Below are 21418 nucleotides of genomic sequence, written 5' to 3' on the forward strand. Positions count from 1 at the left end.
GGCCCCGCCGGACTCCCGTCAGACCTCTTCGACGCTGCTCGGCTCGCGCCGGGACAGGTCGATACCGAGCTCCTCCGCCGCGCGGAAGACGTCCTCGTCGGTGTCACGCATCTCGATGGACATACCGTCGCTGGACAGCACCTCCACGTTCAGGCAGAGCGACTGCATCTCCTTGATGAGCACCTTGAAGGACTCGGGGATGCCGGGCTCGGGGATGTTCTCGCCCTTGACGATGGCCTCGTAGACCTTCACGCGGCCGGTGACGTCGTCGGACTTGATGGTCAGCAGCTCCTGGAGGGCGTACGCGGCGCCGTAGGCCTCGAGGGCCCACACCTCCATCTCACCGAAGCGCTGGCCACCGAACTGCGCCTTACCACCCAGCGGCTGCTGGGTGATCATCGAGTACGGGCCGGTCGAACGGGCGTGCAGCTTGTCGTCGACCAGGTGGTGCAGCTTCAGGATGTACATGTAGCCGACCGAGATCGGGTCCGGGAACGGCTCACCGCTACGGCCGTCGAACAGCCGCGCCTTACCGGTCGGGAGCACCATGCGCTCGCCGTCGCGGTTCGGGATGGTGTGCTGCAGCAGACCCGCCAGCTCGTCCTCACGGGCACCGTCGAACACCGGGGTGGCGACGTTGGTGCCGGGGGCGACCTGGTCGGCGCCGATGGCCTGCAGACGCTGCGCCCACTCCTCCGCGAGGCCGGAGACGTCCCAGCCGCGGCTGGCGAGCCAGCCGAGGTGGATCTCCAGGACCTGTCCCGGGTTCATTCGGGACGGGACACCCAGCGGGTTGAGGATGATGTCGACCGGAGTTCCGTCCTCGAGGAACGGCATGTCCTCGATGGGCAGGATCTTCGAGATGACACCCTTGTTGCCGTGACGGCCGGCGAGCTTGTCACCGTCGGTGATCTTGCGCTTCTGCGCGACGTAGACGCGGACCAGCTGGTTCACGCCCGGCGGCAGCTCGTCGCCCTCCTCGCGGTCGAAGACGCGCACGCCGATGACCTTGCCGGTCTCACCGTGCGGCACCTTCAGCGAGGTGTCACGGACCTCACGGGCCTTCTCGCCGAAGATCGCGCGCAGCAGGCGCTCCTCGGGGGTCAGCTCCGTCTCACCCTTCGGGGTGACCTTGCCGACCAGGATGTCGCCGGCGATGACCTCGGCGCCGATGCGGATGATGCCGCGCTCGTCGAGGTCGGCGAGGACCTCCTCGGAGACGTTCGGGATGTCCCGGGTGATCTCCTCGGGGCCGAGCTTGGTGTCACGGGCGTCGACCTCGTGCTCCTCGATGTGGATCGAGGAGAGGACGTCGTCCTGCACGAGGCGCTGCGACAGGATGATCGCGTCCTCGTAGTTGTGACCCTCCCACGGCATGAACGCCACGAGCAGGTTCTTGCCCAGGGCCATCTCACCGTTCTCGGTGGCCGGACCGTCGGCGAGGACCTGGCCCTCGATGATCCGGTCGCCCTCGTTGACGACGACCTTCTGGTTGACCGAGGTGCCCTGGTTGGACCGGGCGAACTTGTGCAGGCGGTACGTGATGTACGTGCCGTCGTCGTTGGCGGTGGTGATGTAGTCCGCGGAGACCTCCTGGACCACACCCGCCTTCTCGGCCTTGACCACGTCGCCGGCGTCGACCGCGGAGCGGTACTCCATGCCGGTGCCGACGAGCGGCGCCTCGGACTTAATCAGCGGCACGGCCTGACGCATCATGTTCGCGCCCATGAGGGCACGGTTGGCGTCGTCGTGCTCGAGGAAGGGGATCATGGCCGTCGCGACCGACACCATCTGGCGCGGCGAGACGTCCATGTAGTCGACGTCCTCGGGGCTGACGTAGTCGACCTCACCGCCACGGCGGCGGACCAGGACACGCGCCTCGGCGAACCGGAGTTCGTCGTTCAGCGTGGCGTTGGCCTGCGCGATGACGAAGCGGTCCTCCTCGTCGGCGGTCAGGTAGTCGACCTCGTCGGTGACCTGGCCGTCGTTCACCTTGCGGTACGGGGTCTCGACGAAACCGAACGCGTTGACCCGGCCGTAGGAGGCGAGCGAGCCGATCAGACCGATGTTCGGGCCTTCAGGGGTCTCGATCGGGCACATGCGGCCGTAGTGCGACGGGTGCACGTCACGGACCTCGAAGCCGGCCCGCTCACGGGAGAGACCACCCGGACCAAGAGCCGACAGACGGCGCTTGTGGGTGAGACCCGACAGCGGGTTGTTCTGGTCCATGAACTGGGACAGCTGGCTGGTGCCGAAGAACTCCTTGATGGAGGCGACGACCGGCCGGATGTTGATCAGGGTCTGCGGCGTGATCGCCTCGACGTCCTGGGTGGTCATGCGCTCGCGCACGACACGCTCCATACGGGCGAGACCCGTACGGACCTGGTTCTGGATCAGCTCGCCGACGCTGCGCAGACGACGGTTGCCGAAGTGGTCGATGTCGTCCGTCTCGACAACGATCATGTCGCCGTTGTCACCGGTGGTCTCGGTCTCGCCGGCGTGCAGCTGCACCAGGTACTTGATCGTCGAGATGATGTCCTCGACGGTCAGGATGCCCGCGTCGAGCGGAGCGTCCGCGCCCAGCTTCTTGTTGACCTTGTAGCGGCCGACCTTGGCGAGGTCGTAGCGCTTCGGGTTGAAGTAGAGGTTCTCGAGCAGCGTCTGCGCGGCTTCACGCGTGGGGGGCTCGCCCGGACGCAGCTTGCGGTAGATGTCGAGCAGCGCGTCGTCCTGGCCCTGGGTGTGGTCCTTCTCCAGGGTGGCGCGCATCGACTCGTAGTCGCCGAACTCCTCGAGGATCTGCTCGGTCGTCCAGCCGAGCGCCTTGAGCAGCACGGTGACCGACTGCTTGCGCTTGCGGTCGATACGGACACCGACCATGTCGCGCTTGTCGATCTCCATCTCCAGCCAGGCACCCCGGGACGGGATGATCTTGGCGGAGAAGATGTCCTTGTCGGACGTCTTGTCAATGCTGGAGTCGAAGTAGACACCGGGGGAACGGACCAGCTGAGACACCACGACACGCTCGGTGCCGTTGATGACGAAGGTGCCCTTGTTCGTCATGAGCGGGAAGTCGCCCATGAAGACGGTCTGGGACTTGATCTCGCCGGTCTCGTTGTTGGTGAACTCAGCGGTGACGAAGAGCGGGGCGGCGTACGTGAAGTCGCGCTCCTTGCACTCGTCGATGGAGTTCTTCGGCGGCTCGAAGCGGTGGTCCCGGAACGTCAGGGACATCGACCCGGAGAAGTCCTCGATCGGGGAGATCTCCTCGAAGATCTCCTCCAGACCGGACTTGGTGGGGACGTCCTGACCGTTCTCAAGAGCCTCCTCGACCCGACTCTGCCAAGCGGTGTTGCCGAGCAGCCAGTCGAAGCTCTCGGTCTGCAGCGCGAGCAGGTTCGGAACCTCGAGAGGCTCCTTGATCTTTGCAAAGGAGATGCGCAGCGGGGCGGTGCTGGCGCCGTTGTTCGTATTCGCGATCGAGGCGTTGCGCGAGGCGGCCAAGAGGGGGTCCTTCCGAGGGCTCGGACTCACTACGCGCGTGCCGGTCCCTCTCCGTACACGGAGACAGAAACCCCAGGTCAAAGGAGCTTCGGTCATCGATGCTGGAGTGAGGGCAGACCCCTGGTGACGGGCAGGGGACAGCTAACAGGCAGCGCAAAGGGTCAGTGTAGCCACTTGGCACACTGATGTCCAGTGCGGGTTTTTCGAGACCCTCGTTGTTCTCAACACCCTTGTCAACGCCTTCGGCCTGCTGCCCTCAACGCACGTTGATACTGCCCTCTTCGTCGTCGATCCATGCCTCGGATTCGGATCCTTGTGACGACGCGTCCTGAGAATTGCGCGCTGCGTGCGGTTCGTCAAGGCCCCCCAGCCCAAACGGGACCGTCCGGAGACACGACGAAGATCACCATACCCCTCGTCACCAGGGGTACAAGGCAACCGAGGCCGGACCTCCGGATACGCCGAAGAGCGACCACCCGGATGGATGATCGCTCTTCGGTGCGTTCGCGTTACAGCCCTAGGAGGCCGTACTCAGCGCGCGGAGAGAGTCGCGAAGACTCCGAGAGGTCTTACTTGACCTCGACGGAGGCGCCGGCGCCCTTGAGGGACTCGGCAGCCTTCTCGGCGGCGTCCTTGGCGACCTTCTCGAGGACGGGCTTCGGGGCACCGTCGACGAGGTCCTTGGCCTCCTTCAGACCCAGCGAGGTCAGCTCACGCACGACCTTGATGACCTGGATCTTCTTGTCGCCGGCACCGGTGAGGATGACGTCGAACTCGTCCTTCTCCTCCTCGACCGGGGCGGCGGCGGCCGGACCGGCCGGGCCCGCAACGGCGACCGCGGCGGCGGCGGTGACGTCGAACTTCTCCTCGAAGGCCTTCACGAACTCGGAGAGCTCGATGAGGGTCATCTCCTCGAACTGGGCGAGCAGGTCTTCCTGGCTGAGCTTCGCCATGATGGGCGATCCTTCCACTGATTCGGCAGGTGCCGGATGTACTGGGTGAGGCGGGCGTACGTCGGCCCGCTGCGACCCGTGCCGCCTAGACGGCCAGGGTCAGAAAGCGAGCCGAGTTACTCGGCACCGCCCTGCTCGTCCTGCTTGGCACGAAGAGCGTCCACGGTGCGGACGAGCTTCGAGGGAAGCGCCTGGAAGAGCTGAGCAGCCTGGGACTGCTTGCCCTTGAAGGCACCCGCCAGCTTGGAGAGCAGAACCTCGCGGGACTCGAGGTCCGCAAGCTTCTTGATCTCATCGGCGGACAGCGCCTTGCCGTCAAGGACACCGCCCTTGATGATGAGATTCGGGTTGTCCTTGGCGAAGTCACGAAGACCCTTCGCCGACTCCACCGGGTCACCGGTGACGAAGGCAACGGCCGTCGGACCAGCGAAGAGCTGGTCGTCCAGCGTGATCCCGGCCTCGTTGGCCGCAATCTTGGTCAGCGTGTTCTTCACCACGGCGTACTGGGCGTTCTCACCGAGCGACCGGCGCAGCGTCTTGAGCTGCGCCACGGTGAGACCGCGGTACTCGGTCAGCACGGCGGCGTTGGAGCTGCGGAACTTGTCCGTCAGCTCGGCAACCGCAGCAGCCTTGTCGGGCCTCGCCATAGAGCCTCGGCCTCCTTCCGGGTGATTCGGACCGCGCGGACCCGAAGGAGGACTGGGTAAAACAAACGCCCCGGCGCAGGCGCTCGGGGCGGACTCGACCGGCCGCACACGCTGAGCGCGTATGCTCCGGGAGTTCTACCACTGTCACCTGCGCGGGTCGCCCACTTTGCAGCGGATCCTTCGGCCACCGCACCCTCGTTCGAGCGTGCGGCAACGACCAGCGGTCTTTGGCTTCTTTAGGAGAGTACGGGACCGGGGCGGTGTCGAGCAAATCGGGCCCTACGGGGCCGCCCCGGTCCTGCTGTGTGCAGGCCTCAGGAGGCGGTGGTGGTGCTGCTGCCCGACACGGTCCCGGGGCCGCCGGCCTTCATCAGCTCCGTGAAGTCCTTGGTGTCGGCGGCCGGGGGCGCCTCCGCGGCGACCTTCACGCCGTAGTCGGTGTAGTAGGCCGTGCTGGTCATGGTGCCGGTCGCCATGTCCGCCTTCTCGACCTTCTTGACCAGCAGGTCCTGGCCGTCGACCCAGATGTCGATGGTCTCGGTGGTGACGCCCGCCTGGCTGAGCTGCTTCTTCAGGCCGGCCAGCTGGTCGGCGGTGAGGTTGCTGTTCTTGCCGGCGAGGTCGGCGACGTCGACCTCGCCCGAGTAGTGCGTGGCGTCGACGCCGGAGATCTTCTCCTGGCCGACCTTCTTCACGTCACCGGAGGCCAGCAGCAGCTTCACCGACTGGTTCGGCGTGGTGTTCTGCATCTGGTCCTTGAGGTACGCGCCGGAGCCGCCGCCGAGCTTGGCGAGGTCGTCGTACGCGTACTTGATCCAGTGCTTGCCGCCGAACTGCGCGGCGAACTTCTCGCTCATCTTGGCGTAGTAGGCGTCCGGCAGATAGCGGGCCTCCATCGACGTGGTGCCGGCCTTGCGCATCGCTTCGGCCATCTTGCCGCCGGTGTACGTGATGGTGAGGTTGCCCTTGAGGCCGTCGCCCCAGGCGAGGGCGCCGTCGGCCGTCATCGACATCGTGTCGCCGAGCGTCGTGCTGGAGCGCACCTTGGCCGACTCGGCCTTGTCCGTGGACTTCTCGGCGGAGAGCAGAGCGGCGAGGGGGCTGACGTGCGTGACGCTCTTGCCGACCGTCTTGTCGCCCTTCCCGGATTCCGAGCCGCAGGCGGCCACACCGGTCAGCGCGGTCACCACCGCGACGGAAAGGGTCACCCGGCGTACGGTCGTGCTCTTCATGTAGTCCCACCCCTATGCGAGTCCTGTGCCTGCAACGTAACCCAGGCCGCTGACAGTCGTACGAAAAGTCGCACAAAGAAAGGACGGGCCCCGAACCTTTCAGGTTCCAGGGCCCGCCCTCTGCTTACGCGTACCTGACGCGGCTACCGGGGTGAGCGCGGGGCTCAGACGGCGGCCGGGTCCTCCTCGACGAGGAGGTTGCGGGTGCGGTTCGAGTCGACCGGAATGCCGGGGCCCATCGTGGTGCTGATGGCGGCCTTCTTGATGTAGCGACCCTTGGCGGCGGACGGCTTGAGACGGGTGATCTCCTCGAGCGCCGCAGCGTAGTTCTCCACCAGCTGGGCGTCCTCGAAGGACGTCTTGCCGATGATGAAGTGCAGGTTCGAGTGCTTGTCGACGCGGAACTCGATCTTGCCGCCCTTGATCTCGGTGACGGCCTTGGCCACGTCGGGGGTGACGGTGCCGGTCTTCGGGTTCGGCATCAGACCACGCGGACCGAGCACGCGGCCGAGGCGGCCCACCTTGCCCATGAGGTCCGGGGTGGCGACGACGGAGTCGAAGTCCAGACGGCCCTTCGACACCTCGTCGATCAGTTCGTCGGCGCCGACGATGTCGGCGCCCGCGGCACGCGCGGCCTCGGCACGGTCACCGGTCGCGAAGACCAGGACCCGGGCGGTCTTGCCGGTGCCGTGCGGGAGGTTCACGGTGCCACGGACCATCTGGTCGGCCTTACGCGGGTCGACACCCAGACGGAAGGCGACCTCGACGGTGCCGTCGAACTTGGTCGTGGAGGTCTCCTTGGCGAGACGGACGGCCTCGAGCGGGGCGTACAGCTTCTCCCGGTCGACCTTGGCGTCCGCAGCGCGGAGAGCCTTGCTGCGCTTGCTCACAACTGCTCCTGTGTGTTCTGAGAGGAGTCGTGGTGTACGGGCCGAGCAGGCCCTACCACGGTGGTTCTACGAAGGTGGGCTTCAGCCCTCGACCGTGATGCCCATGGAGCGGGCGGTGCCGGCGATGATCTTCGACGCGGCGTCCAGGTCGTTGGCGTTCAGGTCGGGAAGCTTGGTCTGGGCGATCTCGCGGACCTGCGCCTCGGTGATCTTGGCGACCTTGGTCTTGTGCGGCTCGCCGGAGCCCTTCTCGACACCAGCGGCCTTGAGGATCATCTTCGCGGCCGGCGGGGTCTTGGTGATGAAGGTGAAGGAGCGGTCCTCGTAGACCGTGATCTCCACCGGGATGACCCAGCCACGCTGCGACTCGGTCGCGGCGTTGTAGGCCTTGCAGAACTCCATGATGTTGACGCCGTGCTGGCCGAGCGCGGGGCCGACCGGCGGGGCCGGGTTCGCCGCACCGGCGTTGATCTGGAGCTTGATGAGCCCCGTGACCTTCTTCTTCTTGGGAGGCATAGCTCTCCGGGTCCTTTCGATTCGGGTCCTGCCGGCACCCGGGCACCACCCGGACGCAGGCATACCGCACAACGATAACGGGTATGGATGCGCGGCCAAAAACCGTGCAGGTCAGACTGGCTACGAGAGCCCGCCTGACCTGCGCGGAAGTGAATTGGTCCAGAAGGAACTAGTTCTTCTGGATCTGGTCGAAGGAGAGCTCGACCGGCGTCTCGCGGCCGAAGATCTCCACCAGGCCCTTGACCTTCTTCGAGTCGGGGTTGATCTCGTTGATGGTCGCCTGGAGCGTGGCGAACGGGCCGTCGGTGACGGTGACCGAGTCGCCGACCTCGAAGTCCAGCACCTGGACCTCGACCTTGCGCTGCGGGGCGGGCTTGCCCTCGGCCTCGGCGGCCTCGCGGGCGGCCTTCTCCTCCGCCTCCGGGGCGAGCATCTTGACGATCTCGTCCAGGGTCAGCGGGTAGGGGTCGTAGGCGTTGCCCACGAAGCCGGTGACGCCGGGGGTGTTGCGGACGACGCCCCAGGACTCGTTGGTCAGGTCCATGCGGACCAGGACGTAACCCGGCAGCTTGTTCTGCTTGATCGTCTTGCGGTCGCCGTTCTTGATCTGGACGACCTCTTCCTGCGGCACCTCGGCCTGGAAGATGTAGTCCTCGACGTTCAGCGAGACGGCGCGCTGCTCCAGGTTCGTCTTCACGCGGTTCTCGTAGCCGGCGTACGTGTGGATGACGTACCACTCACCGGGCAGGGACCGCAGTTCCTCGCGCAGGGCCTCGATCGGGTCGACCGGGGCGGCGGCCTCCGCCTCGACCTCTTCCTCGGTCTCGACCGCTTCCTCGGCCTCGTCCTCGTCCTCGACGTGCAGCGCGGCCTCCTCGGCCGGCTCGCCCGCCTCGGCCTCGGCAGCCTCGAACTCGTCCTGCTCGTCCGCGCCCTCGACGATGTCGAGCTCGTCGTCCACCGTCTCGTCCGGCTCGATTGCGTCGTTCAGGTTCGGGTCAGACACGATGGCTGCTTCTTCCTGGATACATAGGGGTAGAACATGCGAAAGCGGGCGCCGGTACCACGGCGCCCTTCGCTCTTGGCTCAGCCGAAGACGTACTTGGCCGCGTGGTTGAGCCCATAGTCAATCACGGTCACCAGGGCGATCATGATTGCGACGAAGAAGATCACCACGGTGGTGTACGACGTCAGCTGATTACGCGTCGGCCAGACGACCTTGCGGAGTTCCGCGACGACCTGTCGGTAGAAGATACCGAGGCGCTTCAGCGGGCCCTTCTTGGCGCGCTTGCCACCCTTGCGGGCCTTCTTCTTGGTCTCCAGCGCCTCGTCCTGGGCATCAGGCGTGTCGATGGAGCCCACGGCGTCCGTCATTCGTCCTCACCTGATTCCGGGTCGTGGCCGTGCCGCGCCCGGTCTGAGCCGCACGGCGGTGCATCGCTGTACGTACATGTGCACACATCCTGGCGGTGTGTGTAGCAGGGCCGGAGGGACTTGAACCCCCAACCGCCGGTTTTGGAGACCGGTGCTCTACCAATTGAGCTACGACCCTTTGCGTGTCCCCCAACGTACCGCATCCGGACGGGTGCTCGGTGTGCACCGGTTGTGGAGCGACTGCTGAAGGCCAACGAGGTGAGAGTGTACGTGGTCCGCGGCCCGGCGTCGAACAGAAAGTGCCTGTACGGAGTGGCCGCACCGAAGATCGTCCTGGCCGGGGGCCGGATTCGGATGCCTGTTCACGTCGCGACCCCTTGCTGTTCAGTCCGTGAAACCCGCGTGCCGGGGGCGTTTCCGGTCTGAAACGATGGGGCCCATGAGCGCTGCAATCCCTCCCACCGAGCGCCGGGTCTCCGCCCGAGTCGGCGCGATCTCCGAGTCCGCCACCCTCGCCGTGGACGCCAAGGCCAAGGCCCTGAAGGCCGCCGGGCGTCCGGTGATCGGCTTCGGCGCGGGTGAGCCCGACTTCCCGACGCCGGACTACATCGTCGAGGCGGCCGTCGAGGCCTGCAAGAACCCGAAGTACCACCGCTACACGCCGGCCGGCGGCCTGCCCGAGCTGAAGGCCGCGATCGCCGCGAAGACGCTGCGCGACTCGAACTACGAGGTCGACGTGTCCCAGATCCTGGTGACCAACGGCGGCAAGCAGGCCATCTACGAGGCGTTCGCCGCGATCCTCGACCCGGGCGACGAGGTCATCGTCCCGGCGCCGTACTGGACGACCTACCCCGAGTCGATCCGGCTCGCGGGCGGTGTCCCGGTGGAGGTCGTCGCCGACGAGACCACCGGCTACCGGGTGAGCGTGGAGCAGCTGGAGGCGGCCCGCACGGAGAAGACGAAGGTCGTGCTCTTCGTCTCCCCGTCGAACCCCACCGGCGCGGTCTACAGCGAGGAGGAGGCCGAGGCGATCGGCCGCTGGGCCGTCGAGCACGGCCTGTGGGTCCTCACGGACGAGATCTACGAGCACCTCGTCTACGGCGACGCGAAGTTCACCTCGCTGCCCGCGCTCCTGCCTGCGCTGCGCGACAAGTGCATCGTGGTGAACGGTGTGGCGAAGACGTACGCCATGACCGGCTGGCGCGTGGGCTGGGTCATCGGCCCGAAGGACGTCGTCAAGGCCGCGACGAACCTGCAGTCGCACGCCACCTCGAACGTCTCCAACGTGGCCCAGGTGGCCGCCCTGGCCGCCGTCTCCGGCGACCTGGAGGCCGTGGCGATGATGCGCGAGGCCTTCGACCGGCGCCGCAAGACCATCGTGCGGATGCTCAACGAGATCGACGGCGTGCTGTGCCCCGAGCCCGAGGGCGCGTTCTACGCCTACCCGTCGGTCAAGGGCCTGCTCGGCAAGGAGATCCGCGGCAAGCGCCCGCAGGACACCGTCGAGCTGGCCGCGCTGATCCTGGAGGAGGCCGAGGTCGCGGTCGTCCCGGGTGAGGCCTTCGGCACGCCGGGCTACCTGCGGCTGTCGTACGCGCTCGGCGACGAGGACCTCGTCGAGGGCGTGAGCCGGATGCAGAAGCTGCTCGCGGAGGCGCGGGACTGAGGTCCGCTCCGCACCCGGGGGCTGCTCCCTTTCTTGGGAGCAGCCCCCGTTCGCACGTGCGAGCAAGACCACGTTCGGGGAAAGAGCTACCGGCGCGACCGAGACGTACGGCAGGATCCTGGGATGGAGCGTGTACGTGATCTGTCTGAGCTGCCGAAAGCCCATCTGCACCTGCACTTCACCGGCTCGATGCGGCCGGGGACCGTCCTGGAACTGGCCGACAAGTACGGCGTGCGTCTGCCCGAGGCCCTGACCGAGGCACTGACCAGCGGCGAGCCCCCGAAGCTGCGCGCGACGGACGAACGCGGCTGGTTCCGCTTCCAGCGGCTGTACGACGCGGCGCGCTCCTGCCTCCGGGAGCCGGAGGACATCCAGCGGCTGGTCCGGGAGGCCGCCGAGGAGGACCTGAAGGACGGCTCGGGCTGGCTGGAGATCCAGGTGGACCCGACGTCGTACGCGCCCCGGCTGGGCGGTCTGATCCCGGCCCTGGAGATCATCCTGGACGCGGTGAACACGACGGTGCGGGAGACCGGGCTCGGAATGCGGGTCCTGGTGGCGGCGAACCGTATGAAGCATCCGCTGGACGCGCGCACGCTGGCCCGGCTCGCGGTGCGGTACGCCGACCGGGGTGTGGTCGGCTTCGGGCTGTCGAACGACGAACGGCGGGGCATGGCGCGGGACTTCGACCGCGCCTTCGCCATCGCACGCGACGGCGGCCTGCTGTCGGCCCCGCACGGCGGCGAGCTGACCGGCCCGGCGTCGGTGCGCGACTGCCTGGACGACCTGCACGCCTCGCGGATCGGGCACGGCGTGCGCGCGGCGGAGGACCCGCGGCTGCTGAAGCGGCTCGCCGACCGGGGCGTGACCTGCGAGGTCTGCCCGGCGTCGAACGTGGCGCTCGGTGTCTACGAGAAGCCGGAGGACGTGCCGCTGCGCACGCTCTTCGAGGCGGGAGTCCCGATGGCCCTCGGCGCCGACGACCCGCTGCTCTTCGGCTCCCGGCTGGCCGCCCAGTACGAGATCGCCCGCCACCACGGCTTCACTGACGCTGAGCTGGCGGAGCTGGCCCGGCAGTCGGTGCGGGCTTCGGCGGCGCCGGAGGACGTCAGGGCGCGGCTGCTGGCCGGCGTGGACGAGTGGCTGACTCGCCCGGCCGTCTGAAGTGGGCGTAGGGCGGATACGCCTGGAAGCAGATCAGCACCTCGGGGCTGCGCCACGGGTCCACCTCGGGCTCCAGGCCGCGGATGCAGCCCATGAGGGCCGAGCCGCCCTTCACGATCCGCTTCCGGCGCGGTCCCCAGCCCGCCGCCGAGGCGCACTCCATGGCCGTCTCGGCGAAGACGTCACGGCTGCCGATGAGGAAGAACGTCCGTGCGTGGGTGGTGTGGCGCAGCTCGTCCCGGAAGCCGCTGTCGTGGCTGCGCCGCTCCCAGGCGGCCGCGTCGCGCGCGGTGCGCGCCTCGTCGGTTCGGACGGTCAGCGGGGTGCCCCCGGCCAGCCTGCGGCGCAGCTCGGGCCACTTGCCGGGCCGCAGCCCGTAGGTGTGGTGGGCCAGGACCAGGTCGACGGGCTCGCCGGAGCCTCCGTGGTGCGCGGTGACGGTGTCGCGCAGCGGGACGTGGACGACGGTGTGCCGTGAGTAGGCGGCGAAGGAGAACAGGCCGGCCAGCCGGCTGAGCCCGTCGTGGTCGCCGGTCAGGACGCCGTACGGCGCCGGGTCACGCAGTGACGTGTGCCGCAGGGGCTGCCAGGGCTGGACGACGCGGTGCTCGTGCGGCCCCGTCCTGAACCGGAACTCTCGCAGCCTCAGCCGCATGTGCGATGCCTCATGGCATCAGCGTCGCGACCGGCCGCCGTCCCGCGCAACGGGGTTTCACGGGGCCACGCCGCCCAGCAGGGTCCGGGCGAGCGCGGCGGCGAACGCGTCCACGGGAGGTCCTTCGCCGCTCTCCGTGGCGTCGTAGGCGAACGCGCGCTGGGCGCAGGCGCCGAGGAGGAGCGAGGCGGCCGCGAAGGTGTCGGCGTCGGCGCGGACGCGGCCGGCCGCCTGCTCGGCGCGCAGATAGGCGTCCAGGCTCTCGATCGGCGCATGCGGCCCGGAGCCGATCTTCCGCAGCGCCTCGTAGTGCCGCCGCTTGAGCTGCGTCTCGGCGTACAGGGAGGCGGCGATCGGGAAGCTCTGCTCGTAGAAGAGGGCTGCCTGGCGGGCGATCTCGGTGAGGTTCTCCTCCAGGGTGCCCCGGCCCGGCTCGGCCGCGAGACTGCTCAGCAGCGGGGTGAGCCGGGGCAGGCGCTCGGCGAGCACCTGGACGAACAGCTCCTCCTTGCTGTCGAAGTACTTGTAGAGCGCCGCCTCGGAGCAGCCGGCCGCCCTGGCGATCTCCTTGGTGGTGGCGCGGGCGAGTCCGACGGTGAGCATCAGCTCATGAGCGGCGTCGAGGATGCGGACACGCGCCGGCTTCGTCTCCATGAGGACGTCCAATCGGGCTTGACGAGTGGGTGAGTGCTTACCCACTCTAGAAGAAACCAGAGTGGGTGAACGCTCACCCACCTCACTGGAGGACGGGAGTCCCCATGAAACTCACCGTTTTCGGCGCCACCGGCGGCATCGGCCGGGAGATCGTCCGTCAGGCGCTCGACGCGGGTCACCAGGTGACCGCCGTCGTCCGCGATCCGGCCCGGCTGGACGTCACGGGGAACACCCTGGAGGTGTTCCGCGCGGACCTCACCGACCCGCAGGAGCTGCGCGCCGCCGTCGCCGGCCGTAACGCGGTCCTGTCGGGCCTCGGCGCACGCAGCCGCAAGGACGCGGGGGTGGCCGCCCGGCTCACCCGCACGGTGCTCGGGGCCATGGAGGCCGAGGGGGTACGGCGGCTGCTGGTGGTCAGCGCCGGCCCGGTGGGACCGGAGCCGGAGAACGACGGCTTCCTGGACCGCGGGATGCGGGGCCTGGTCTCGGCGATCCTGAAGGACGTCTACGCCGACCTGCGCGAGATGGAGGCCGAGCTGGCGCGCAGCGGCACGGACTGGACGTCCGTACGACCGCCGCGCCTGCAGGACAAGCCGCTCACCGGCCACTACCGCACGGTCATCGGCGGCTTTCCGCCCCAGGGCCGCTTCATCGCGCGCGCGGACGTCGCCCACGCGATGCTGTCGATGATCGACGACATGGGGACGGTCAAGCAGGGGGTGGGGGTCGCGTACTGAACCTGGACGCTGCGTGCGGCCCTGGTGGGCTTGTCGGGCTTGTCGGGCTCGTCGGCTACAGGCTCACGCCGACGGTCACCGGCTCGTTGACCAGCGTGATCCCGAAGGCCTCGTGGACCCCGGCGACGACCTCGCGGGCCAGGGCCAGGAGGTCCTCGGTGGTGGCGGCGCCCCGGTTGGTGAGGGCGAGCGTGTGCTTGGTGGAGATACGGGCCGGTCCGCTGCCGTAGCCCTTGGTGAAGCCCGCCTTGTCGATCAGCCAGGCGGCCGAGGTCTTGGTACGGCCCTCGCCCGACGGGTAGGCGGGCGGCTCGACGCCCTCGCCCAGCCGCTCCCGCACGCGCGCGTGGAACGCGGCGAACTGCTCGTCGGCGAGGATCGGGTTGGTGAAGAAGGACCCGGCGGACCAGGTGTCGTGGTCCTCGGGGTCGAGGACCATGCCCTTGCCGGCGCGCAGCTTCAGCACGGTCTCGCGGGCCGCGGCGAGCGGCACCCGCTCCCCCGGCTCCACACCGAGTGCCCGGGCGGCTTCGGCGTACCTGACGGGCGCGGACAGCCCGTCCGCATCCTCCAGCTCGAAGCGGACGCGCAGCACGACATGGCGCTCGGGGTCGGACTTGAAGCGGCTGTGCCGGTACGAGAAGGCGCACTCCTCGTTCGTCAACGTGACGGTCCGGCCTGCCCGGCGGTCGTACGCGATCACCTCGGTGATCGTCGAGGAGACCTCCTGGCCGTAGGCGCCCACGTTCTGGATCGGGGTGGCGCCCGCGGAGCCCGGGATCCCGGCCAGGCACTCGATGCCGGCGAGCCCGGCCTCGACGGCGCGGGCGACGGCGTCGGTCCAGATCTCGCCGGCCGCCAGCTCCAGCGTGGTGCCGCGCAGTTCGACGCCGGTCGTGGCGATGCGCAGGGCGGTGCCGTCGAAGCCCTTGTCGCCGATGACCAGGTTGGATCCGCCGCCGATGAGCAGCAGAGGCGTCCCGGTGTCGTCGGCCGCACGGACGGCGGCGATCACCTCGGCGTCGGTCGTCGCAGTGACCAGCCGGGTGGCGGGGCCGCCCAGCCGGAAGGTGGTCAGCGGGGCGAGGGGGGCGTCGTGGAGTTCCTGCACGCGCTCAAGACTACGAGACGGCACGGACAGCGCCGCGAGGCGGCACTGACTGCCCGGCCGGGGACCGTTCCTCCGGGGCTGCACGCGCACGTGTACGGCCCCGTCGGCGAGGACGGGGCCGTACACGTGCGCGTGCCGGGCGGTGTTCGTGTACCGGGCCGGGTGGCGGGCACTCAGGGGGCGGCGGTCTCCAGGACCGGCGCGGGCTCGGTCGTGCCGGTGGCGAGGACCGTGCGGCGCCGGGTGGGGATCAGCAGGGCCGCGACCCCGGCGAGGGCGACCACCCCTGCGCCGACGACCAGCGCGGGCCGCAGTCCGTCGACGAAGGCCTGGGCGCTCTCGTAGCCGCCCTGGGACGAGAAGATCGACGACATGACCGCGATGCCGAGCGCGCCGCCCACCTCGCGCAGGGCGTTGTTGGCACCGGAGGCGATGCCCTGCTCCGCGGGCAGGACGCTGGACATGACCAGGTTGGAGGCGGGCGCGAAGAACAGGGCCATGCCGATGCCGCTGATGATCAGGCCGGGCAGCTGGGTCGCGTAGGAGACGTCGGCGGTCACCACGGAGGCCAGGTAGCCGAGCCCTGCGGCCTGCAGGAACAGGCCGGTGGCGACGACCGGGCGGCCGCCGATGCGGTCGGAGAGGATGCCGGCGATCGGCGCGACGAGCATCGGCATGCCGGTCCACGGCAGCATCCTGAGGCCCGCCTCGGTGGGCGAGTAGCCGAGCACGCCCTGCATGTACTGGCTGAGCAGGAAGATCGAGCCGAACATCCCGAGGAACATCAGCAGGCTCGCGGCGTTGATCCCGGAGAAGGCGCGGGAGCGGAACAGCCGCATCGGCAGCATGGGGTGCTTGTTGTGGCTGCCGTGGTACACGAAGCCGCCGAGCAGCGCGGCCCCCGCGATCAGGCCGGTCAGGACGAGGGAGCCGGTCCAGCCGTCGACCGGGCCGCGCACCAGGCCGTACACGATCCCGAAGAGCCCGCCGCTGACGAGCAGGGTGCCGGGGAGGTCGAGCCGGGCGCCGGCGCCGTGGGACTCGGCGAGGCGCAGCCGGGCGAGGGGCAGCAGGGCCACGCCGAGCGGGACGTTCAGCCAGAAGATCCAGTGCCAGGAGATGTGCTCGGTGAGGCTGCCCCCGATGAGCGGCCCGGAGGCGACGGCGAGGCCGTTGACGGCCCCCCAGATGCCGTACGCCATACCGCGCTTGGCGGCGGGCACGGCCGCGGTCAGCAGGGTCAGGGTGAGCGGCATCATCACGGCCGCGCCGACGCCCTGGACCGCGCGGGCGGCGATGAGGGAGCCGATGCCCGGGGCCATGGCCGCTGCGGCGGAGGCGCCGGTGAAGACGGTGAGTCCGACGAGGAAGAGCCGGCGGCGCCCGAAGCGGTCGCCGAGCGCCGCTCCGAACATCAGCAGGACGGCGAAGGTGAGCGTGTAGGCGCTCACGGTCCACTCCAGGTCGTCCAGCGCGCCGCCGAGGTCCTTGCGGATGGAGGGCAGGGCGGTGGTGACGACGAGGTTGTCGAGGGCCGCCATGAACCCGGCGACGCTGGTGATGACGAGGGCCCAGACGGCGCCCCCGCGACGTGCGGTCTGCTGTGACATCTCTCCCCCAGAGGGTGATCACTGCCGTTGATTAGTTATTGCTGACTAACTTTGGAGCCCATGAAGAAAGGACAGGACTCCACTCTCCGTTGCGCTACTTCTCCAGCCGCCCGGTGATCCGGGCCGCCGGGTACATCCCCTGCCAGACCTGATGCTCGGGCGGAAAGCCCATGGCGGTAAGGGCGTTGATGAGCATTCCGTACGCCAGAAAGGTCGTGGTGTCGTTCACGTCCGCCCCGAGCGGCAGATGCGCGGTGTCCCAGAGCTTCATCCAGCCGGCCCGGACGGCCTCACCGAACGCGTGGTCGCCTTCCGCCTCGGCGGCCGCCACCGTGATGTACGTCTGCATCTGCATCTGGAGCGTCTCGGGGTGCTCCGTGAGCAGACGCACATAGGCGTTCGCCATGGCGTGCCGGGCTTCCTCGCCGTCCAGCCCCTCGGCGGCCTCCGCGAGGATCCGGCAGGTGTCGTCGATGCACCGGAGGGACGCGGCGGCGAAGATCGCCTTCTTGCCCGGGAAGAGCCGGAAGAGGTACGGCTGCGAGACGCCGACCCGCTTGGCGATCGCCTCGGTGGAGGTGCCGAAGTAGCCCCTCTGCGCGAACTCCGCGATCGCCGCGCGGATGACGCTCTCGCGCCGCTCTTCTGCGCTCATCCTGACCATGCGAGAAAGTTAGTACTCAATCACTAACTAGTCAAGGGGCCTGTGTCGACATGCGTAAGGGGCGCCTACCCATGGTCAGCGCCCCTTACCGGATCTGCCGTCAGGCCAGTCGCACGACCGCCCGGGACATGCCCAGCACCTTCTCGCCCTCGCTGGTCGCGGTCAGGTCCACGCGGACCGTGTTGTCGTCCAGCTTGGCCGCGACCTTGCCGCTGACCTCGATGACCGCGCCCTTGTCGTCGTTCGGCACGACGACCGGCTTGGTGAAGCGGACGCCGTACTCCACGACCGCACCCGGATCGCCGGTCCAGTCGGTGACCACGCGGATCGCCTCGGCCATGGTGAACATGCCGTGCGCGATGACGTCCGGGAGGCCCACCTCCTTGGCGAACTTCTCGTTCCAGTGGATGGGGTTGAAGTCCCCGGAGGCACCCGCGTACCGCACCAGCGTGGCGCGGTTCACGGAGAAGGTCTGCGCCGGCAGTTCGGTGCCGACCTCGACGTCGTCGTACGCAATCTTCGCCGTCATCGCTTTCTCACGCCTCCTCGGCCGCACGGGCCACGAGCTTGGTCCAGGCGGTCACCACGTGCTCGCCCGCCTCGTCGTGCACCTCACCGCGGATGTCCAGCACGTCGTTGCCCGCGAGGGACTTGATCCCCTCGATGGTGGAGGTGACCGTGAGCCGGTCGCCGACGCGCACGGGGCGGGTGTAGGCGAACTTCTGGCTGCCGTGCACCACGCGGCTGTAGTCGAGCCCGAGCTGCGGGTCCTCGATGACCGCCCCGGCCGCCCGGTAGGTGATGGCGAACACGAACGTCGGCGGCGCGATCACATCGGGGTGCCCGAACGCCTTGGCGGCCTCCGGGTCCGAGTACACGGGGTTGGCCTCCCCGACCGCCTCGGCGAACTCGCGGATCTTCTCCCGGCCCACCTCGTAGGGCTCGGTGGACGGATAGGTCCGTCCCACGAAGGACTGGTCGAGCGCCATGGCCCGGCACCTCCTGGTCTCGGCAGCGTATGAAACGACGTAAGGCCGCCCCCCAGCTTGCGGGGGCGGCCTTACGTACGAGCCTGATTTATCGCGTCTCGCGGTGCGCGGTGTGCGCGTTGCAACGCGGGCAGTGCTTCTTCATCTCAAGACGGTCCGGGTTGTTACGCCGGTTCTTCTTGGTGATGTAGTTCCGCTCCTTGCACTCCACGCAGGCCAGCGTGATCTTCGGGCGGACGTCGGTGGCAGCCACGTGAGTGCTCCTTGACGAACGGATTGACTGAACTTAACGCAAAAAGAGTAGCCGATCGAAGGACCGACCCCGCAATCGGCTACTGTCAGTAGCGGTGACCGGACTTGAACCGGTGACACAGCGATTATGAGCCGCTTGCTCTACCGACTGAGCTACACCGCTTTGATGAGATCAGTCCCCGCCTTGCGACGGGAACCTTTCACACCAGAGCCCCAAAACGGAATCGAACCGTTGACCTTCTCCTTACCATGGAGACGCTCTGCCGACTGAGCTATTGGGGCGAGCGATGAAGACATTACACGGTCCGCCGCCGTTCACCCAAATCCGTTTCCGGCCGCCCGCCACAGGCTCGTTCGCGGGCCGTTCCCGGGCCTCCCGGAGACCTCACAAGTCCCCTTGCGGCGCGGGCACGCGCGCGTGAAACACAGGTCATGAACGGCCGCGGCACGCGGCGCGCGGACGCATGAGCGCTGGTCACACCGGTGGGCGAAGCGCGTACCGACAGAGGCGGACCACGCCGGTACGACTATTGCGCTCCTCCGCGCCGCACACCGCTCGCCACCCTAGGCTCGACTCACTCTGCGTGATCATGGGTCCGTCGCGGCCCTGCCCCGAGCCCCCGGCCCGACCCCTGGAGTCCGATGCCCGACAGTCAGCCGCAGCCACCCTCGTCGTCGAACCCGTCCGGGTCCTCCGGGCAGCCCGACCCGGCTGCCCTGCTGCTGTGCGGGGCCCGGCTCACCGACGGCAGGACCGTGGACGTACGGCTGGGCGGCGGGCGCATCGAGGCGGTCGGCACGGCCGGCAGCCTGACCCTGGGGCCGGCCCGGAAGGGCGCCGCGCGCGTGGACCTCAGCGGCTACCTGCTCCTCGCGGCCCCGGCCGAACCGCACGCCCATAGCGACACCGCGCTCTCCGCCGAGCAGCCGGGACCGGTCTCGTACGCCCCCGAGGACGTGCAGCGCCGGGCCACGGAGGCGGCCCTGCTGCAACTGGGCCACGGGGCGACTGCGTTGCGCGCGCACGTGCGCGTGGGCGACGTCCAGGGCCTGGGCTCGCTCGGCGCCGTACTGCAGGCACGGCGCTCCCTGCGGGGGCTCGCGGAACTGACCACGGTGGCGATGCCGCGCCTGCTGACCGGGGTGGCCGGGGCCGACGGGCTCGCGATGCTGCGGGACGCGCTGAAGATGGGCGCCTCCGTGGTGGGCGGCTGCCCGGACCTGGACCCGGATCCCACGGGGTACGTGGAGGCCGTGCTGGAGGTGGCCTCGGAGCACGGCTGCCCGGTGGACCTGCACACGGACGCGGCGGACCCGGCCCGGCTGTCCCGGCTCGCGGCCATGGCGGGTGGTCTGCGCCCCGGCGTGACGATCGGCCCGTGCGCCGGTCTGGCGCGCCTGAACACCGAGGCCGCCTCCCGGCTGGCGGACCAGCTCGCGGCGGCCGGTGTGACGGTGGTGTGCCTGCCCCAGGGCGGTTGCGGGGGCGTGGACCGGCGGGGCACGGCCCCGGTGCGGCTGCTGCGCGCGGCCGGGGTGCGGGTGGCGGCCGGCAGCGGCGCCCTGCGGGACGTCTCGAACCCCGTCGGCCGCGGCGACCCCCTGGAGGCCGCCTACCTCCTCGCGTCCGCCCACGGCCTGTGCCCCGAGGACGCCTACGACGCGGTGAGCACCTCGGCGCGCGCGGTCCTGGGCCTGCCCGAGGTCCGTATGGAGGCCGGCTTCCCCGCCGAACTCCTCGCCGTGCGCGGCGACCACCTGTCCGGCGCCCTCGCCCTCGCCTACAGCCGGATCGTGGTGCACCGGGGGCGGGTGGTGGCGCGCACGAGTGCGGTGCGCGAGTACTGCAACTCGGCGGCTGCGGCGGAACTGGGGCTGCCGCGGCAGGGGCGGAAGGAGTTGTCGTGAGGTGGCGCTGGTCGCGTCGGGGCACACGTCGGGGTCCGGGACGCCCGTACGGCCCGGGGGCGCATGTTGGCATTGAGGGGCGCGCATTCCAGGCTGCATGCCCGGATCGTGCGCCCAGGCGCCCTCAAGCCGCCACGCGCCCCTGACCATGCTCCGGCGCGCCCCCGAGCCACGGCGCGCCCCGGCGTGAACCCGTGCGGCGGACGCGCTTCTTCGGGCGTACGGTCGGAATCATGCGCATTGTCATCGCTGGTGGTCATGGTCAGATCGCGCTACGGCTGGAGCGACTGCTCTCCGCGCGCGGGGACGAGGTCGCGGGGATCATCCGCAACGCGGAGCAGGGCGACGATCTGCGGACGGCCGGCGCCGAACCGGTCCTGCTCGACCTGGAGTCCGCCACGGTCGAGGAGGTCGCGGCGCATCTGCAGGGCGCGGACGCTGCGGTGTTCGCGGCGGGCGCGGGCCCTGGCAGCGGTACGACCCGCAAGGACACGGTGGACAAGGGTGCGGCGGTGCTGTTCGCGGACGCGGCCGTACGCGCGCGGGTACGCCGTTTCGTGGTGGTCTCGTCGATGGGCGCGGACCCCGCGCACGAGGGCGACGACGTCTTCGACGTGTACCTGCGCGCCAAGGGCGCGGCCGACGCGTACGTCACCCGTCAGGACGCCCTCGACTGGACGATCCTGCGCCCCGGTGCGCTGACGAACGACGCGGGCACCGGCCAGGTCCGCCTGGAGGCCCACACCGGGCGCGGCCCGATCCCGCGGGACGACGTGGCGGCCGTGCTGGCGGAGCTGCTGGACACCTCGGCGACGGCCGGTCTGACGCTGGAACTGATCGGCGGGTCGACGCCGGTGTCGGTCGCGGTGAAGTCGGTCGCGGGGAACTGAGGCCG

21 protein-coding genes and 3 tRNA genes are annotated in these 21418 nt (G+C 69.3%); 5 read left to right on the forward strand and 19 right to left on the reverse strand.

What is annotated here, in order from left to right:
* Nucleotides 1-18 precede the first annotated feature (18 nt).
* The 9 genes from rpoB to ACIRVH_RS31505 all read right to left on the reverse strand — a co-directional run bounded on the left by rpoB (nucleotide 19) and on the right by ACIRVH_RS31505 (nucleotide 9294).
* Entirely contained in the window at nucleotides 19-3504 is a 3486-nt protein-coding gene (gene rpoB / locus ACIRVH_RS31465; protein WP_403960155.1) for a DNA-directed RNA polymerase subunit beta, read from the reverse strand.
* Between the two features lie 569 nt (nucleotides 3505-4073).
* Nucleotides 4074-4457: a 50S ribosomal protein L7/L12 gene (gene rplL / locus ACIRVH_RS31470; RefSeq protein ID WP_094215523.1), complete on the reverse strand. Its 384-nt coding sequence runs from the start codon at nucleotides 4455-4457 to the stop codon at nucleotides 4074-4076.
* Nucleotides 4458-4573: 116 nt separating this feature from the next.
* Nucleotides 4574-5104, reverse strand: coding sequence for a 50S ribosomal protein L10 (rplJ, locus tag ACIRVH_RS31475; RefSeq protein ID WP_094215524.1), 531 nt, complete (start codon nucleotides 5102-5104; stop codon nucleotides 4574-4576).
* A gap of 314 nt (nucleotides 5105-5418) precedes the next feature.
* Nucleotides 5419-6336 carry a hypothetical protein gene (locus ACIRVH_RS31480; RefSeq protein WP_403960158.1) on the reverse strand — a complete coding sequence of 306 codons (918 nt, stop codon included), beginning with the start codon at nucleotides 6334-6336 and terminating at the stop codon, nucleotides 5419-5421.
* Nucleotides 6337-6500: 164 nt separating this feature from the next.
* Nucleotides 6501-7226 (reverse strand): 50S ribosomal protein L1, encoded by a 726-nt coding sequence (gene rplA, locus ACIRVH_RS31485; RefSeq protein ID WP_393467556.1) that lies wholly within the window; start codon nucleotides 7224-7226, stop codon nucleotides 6501-6503.
* 81 nt (nucleotides 7227-7307) lie between these two features.
* Nucleotides 7308-7742, reverse strand: coding sequence for a 50S ribosomal protein L11 (rplK, locus tag ACIRVH_RS31490; protein ID WP_055515278.1), 435 nt, complete (start codon nucleotides 7740-7742; stop codon nucleotides 7308-7310).
* A gap of 169 nt (nucleotides 7743-7911) precedes the next feature.
* Nucleotides 7912-8748 carry a transcription termination/antitermination protein NusG gene (gene nusG / locus ACIRVH_RS31495; protein ID WP_403960163.1) on the reverse strand — a complete coding sequence of 279 codons (837 nt, stop codon included), beginning with the start codon at nucleotides 8746-8748 and terminating at the stop codon, nucleotides 7912-7914.
* Between the two features lie 80 nt (nucleotides 8749-8828).
* Nucleotides 8829-9116, reverse strand: a complete 288-nt coding sequence (secE, locus tag ACIRVH_RS31500; RefSeq protein ID WP_403960166.1) for a preprotein translocase subunit SecE — start codon at nucleotides 9114-9116, stop codon at nucleotides 8829-8831.
* Between the two features lie 105 nt (nucleotides 9117-9221).
* Nucleotides 9222-9294: transfer RNA gene (locus ACIRVH_RS31505), tRNA-Trp, on the reverse strand.
* Nucleotides 9295-9555: 261 nt separating this feature from the next.
* Between ACIRVH_RS31505 and ACIRVH_RS31510 the strand changes: the two genes are divergently transcribed.
* Nucleotides 9556-10782 (forward strand): pyridoxal phosphate-dependent aminotransferase, encoded by a 1227-nt coding sequence (locus ACIRVH_RS31510; protein WP_403960169.1) that lies wholly within the window; start codon nucleotides 9556-9558, stop codon nucleotides 10780-10782.
* Nucleotides 10783-10905: 123 nt separating this feature from the next.
* The gene (locus tag ACIRVH_RS31515; RefSeq protein ID WP_403960172.1) at nucleotides 10906-11943 is read left to right on the forward strand and encodes an adenosine deaminase; all 1038 of its coding nucleotides are present in this window, start codon (nucleotides 10906-10908) and stop codon (nucleotides 11941-11943) included.
* Here the strand turns inward: ACIRVH_RS31515 and ACIRVH_RS31520 are convergent.
* Together ACIRVH_RS31520 and ACIRVH_RS31525 are read right to left on the reverse strand one after the other, a co-directional pair.
* A complete protein-coding gene (locus tag ACIRVH_RS31520) occupies nucleotides 11888-12598 on the reverse strand; it encodes a hypothetical protein (RefSeq protein WP_403960175.1) in 711 nt (236 codons plus the stop codon). The two genes, ACIRVH_RS31515 and ACIRVH_RS31520, sit on opposite strands and share 56 nt — an antisense overlap.
* A gap of 57 nt (nucleotides 12599-12655) precedes the next feature.
* A complete protein-coding gene (locus tag ACIRVH_RS31525; protein ID WP_403960178.1) occupies nucleotides 12656-13252 on the reverse strand; it encodes a TetR/AcrR family transcriptional regulator in 597 nt (198 codons plus the stop codon).
* A 104-nt stretch (nucleotides 13253-13356) separates the two neighbouring features.
* On the opposite strand from ACIRVH_RS31525, the gene ACIRVH_RS31530 reads away from it, so the two are divergent.
* The gene (locus ACIRVH_RS31530; RefSeq protein ID WP_403960181.1) at nucleotides 13357-13989 is read left to right on the forward strand and encodes an NAD(P)-dependent oxidoreductase; all 633 of its coding nucleotides are present in this window, start codon (nucleotides 13357-13359) and stop codon (nucleotides 13987-13989) included.
* 55 nt (nucleotides 13990-14044) lie between these two features.
* On the opposite strand, the gene ACIRVH_RS31535 is transcribed toward ACIRVH_RS31530, so the two are convergent.
* The 8 genes from ACIRVH_RS31535 to ACIRVH_RS31570 all read right to left on the reverse strand — a co-directional run bounded on the left by ACIRVH_RS31535 (nucleotide 14045) and on the right by ACIRVH_RS31570 (nucleotide 18897).
* Entirely contained in the window at nucleotides 14045-15100 is a 1056-nt protein-coding gene (locus tag ACIRVH_RS31535) for a UDP-N-acetylmuramate dehydrogenase (RefSeq protein WP_403960184.1), read from the reverse strand.
* A gap of 173 nt (nucleotides 15101-15273) precedes the next feature.
* The gene (locus tag ACIRVH_RS31540) at nucleotides 15274-16710 is read right to left on the reverse strand and encodes a DHA2 family efflux MFS transporter permease subunit (RefSeq protein WP_403960187.1); all 1437 of its coding nucleotides are present in this window, start codon (nucleotides 16708-16710) and stop codon (nucleotides 15274-15276) included.
* Between the two features lie 94 nt (nucleotides 16711-16804).
* Nucleotides 16805-17374, reverse strand: coding sequence for a TetR/AcrR family transcriptional regulator (locus ACIRVH_RS31545; protein ID WP_403960190.1), 570 nt, complete (start codon nucleotides 17372-17374; stop codon nucleotides 16805-16807).
* Between the two features lie 100 nt (nucleotides 17375-17474).
* Nucleotides 17475-17903, reverse strand: a complete 429-nt coding sequence (locus tag ACIRVH_RS31550) for a MaoC family dehydratase (protein WP_393467532.1) — start codon at nucleotides 17901-17903, stop codon at nucleotides 17475-17477.
* A gap of 7 nt (nucleotides 17904-17910) precedes the next feature.
* Nucleotides 17911-18363, reverse strand: coding sequence for a MaoC family dehydratase N-terminal domain-containing protein (locus tag ACIRVH_RS31555; RefSeq protein ID WP_403960193.1), 453 nt, complete (start codon nucleotides 18361-18363; stop codon nucleotides 17911-17913).
* Nucleotides 18364-18451: 88 nt separating this feature from the next.
* On the reverse strand, nucleotides 18452-18616 hold the full coding sequence (gene rpmG / locus ACIRVH_RS31560) for a 50S ribosomal protein L33 (protein WP_003948671.1): 165 nt from the start codon (nucleotides 18614-18616) through the stop codon (nucleotides 18452-18454).
* An 89-nt stretch (nucleotides 18617-18705) separates the two neighbouring features.
* A tRNA-Met gene (locus tag ACIRVH_RS31565) sits at nucleotides 18706-18778 on the reverse strand.
* Nucleotides 18779-18824: 46 nt separating this feature from the next.
* Nucleotides 18825-18897 (reverse strand) — tRNA-Thr (locus tag ACIRVH_RS31570).
* Nucleotides 18898-19257: 360 nt separating this feature from the next.
* Between ACIRVH_RS31570 and ACIRVH_RS31575 the strand changes: the two genes are divergently transcribed.
* Together ACIRVH_RS31575 and ACIRVH_RS31580 are read left to right on the forward strand one after the other, a co-directional pair.
* Entirely contained in the window at nucleotides 19258-20523 is a 1266-nt protein-coding gene (locus ACIRVH_RS31575; RefSeq protein WP_403960196.1) for an amidohydrolase family protein, read from the forward strand.
* Nucleotides 20524-20756: 233 nt separating this feature from the next.
* Nucleotides 20757-21413, forward strand: a complete 657-nt coding sequence (locus ACIRVH_RS31580; protein WP_403960199.1) for an NAD(P)H-binding protein — start codon at nucleotides 20757-20759, stop codon at nucleotides 21411-21413.
* Nucleotides 21414-21418 lie beyond the last annotated feature (5 nt).

The sequence above is a fragment of the Streptomyces sp. NPDC101165 genome (assembly GCF_044768135.1).
Lineage (GTDB): Bacteria > Actinomycetota > Actinomycetes > Streptomycetales > Streptomycetaceae > Streptomyces.

Bases quoted from the DNA above. Each gene is read 5' to 3' on its own strand.
- rplL (WP_094215523.1), bottom strand. From the start codon at position 4,457: ATGGCGAAGCTCAGCCAGGAAGACCTGCTCGCCCAGTTCGAGGAGATG.
- rplJ (WP_094215524.1), bottom strand. From the start codon at position 5,104: ATGGCGAGGCCCGACAAGGCTGCTGCGGTTGCCGAGCTGACGGACAAG.
- ACIRVH_RS31480 (WP_403960158.1), bottom strand. From the start codon at position 6,336: ATGAAGAGCACGACCGTACGCCGGGTGACCCTTTCCGTCGCGGTGGTG.
- rplK (WP_055515278.1), bottom strand. From the start codon at position 7,742: ATGCCTCCCAAGAAGAAGAAGGTCACGGGGCTCATCAAGCTCCAGATC.
- secE (WP_403960166.1), bottom strand. From the start codon at position 9,116: ATGACGGACGCCGTGGGCTCCATCGACACGCCTGATGCCCAGGACGAG.
- ACIRVH_RS31510 (WP_403960169.1), top strand. From the start codon at position 9,556: ATGAGCGCTGCAATCCCTCCCACCGAGCGCCGGGTCTCCGCCCGAGTC.
- ACIRVH_RS31515 (WP_403960172.1), top strand. From the start codon at position 10,906: ATGGAGCGTGTACGTGATCTGTCTGAGCTGCCGAAAGCCCATCTGCAC.
- ACIRVH_RS31520 (WP_403960175.1), bottom strand. From the start codon at position 12,598: ATGCGGCTGAGGCTGCGAGAGTTCCGGTTCAGGACGGGGCCGCACGAG.
- ACIRVH_RS31525 (WP_403960178.1), bottom strand. From the start codon at position 13,252: ATGGAGACGAAGCCGGCGCGTGTCCGCATCCTCGACGCCGCTCATGAG.
- ACIRVH_RS31530 (WP_403960181.1), top strand. From the start codon at position 13,357: ATGAAACTCACCGTTTTCGGCGCCACCGGCGGCATCGGCCGGGAGATC.
- ACIRVH_RS31540 (WP_403960187.1), bottom strand. From the start codon at position 16,710: ATGTCACAGCAGACCGCACGTCGCGGGGGCGCCGTCTGGGCCCTCGTC.
- ACIRVH_RS31545 (WP_403960190.1), bottom strand. From the start codon at position 17,374: ATGGTCAGGATGAGCGCAGAAGAGCGGCGCGAGAGCGTCATCCGCGCG.
- ACIRVH_RS31550 (WP_393467532.1), bottom strand. From the start codon at position 17,903: ATGACGGCGAAGATTGCGTACGACGACGTCGAGGTCGGCACCGAACTG.
- ACIRVH_RS31555 (WP_403960193.1), bottom strand. From the start codon at position 18,363: ATGGCGCTCGACCAGTCCTTCGTGGGACGGACCTATCCGTCCACCGAG.
- ACIRVH_RS31575 (WP_403960196.1), top strand. From the start codon at position 19,258: ATGCCCGACAGTCAGCCGCAGCCACCCTCGTCGTCGAACCCGTCCGGG.
- ACIRVH_RS31580 (WP_403960199.1), top strand. From the start codon at position 20,757: ATGCGCATTGTCATCGCTGGTGGTCATGGTCAGATCGCGCTACGGCTG.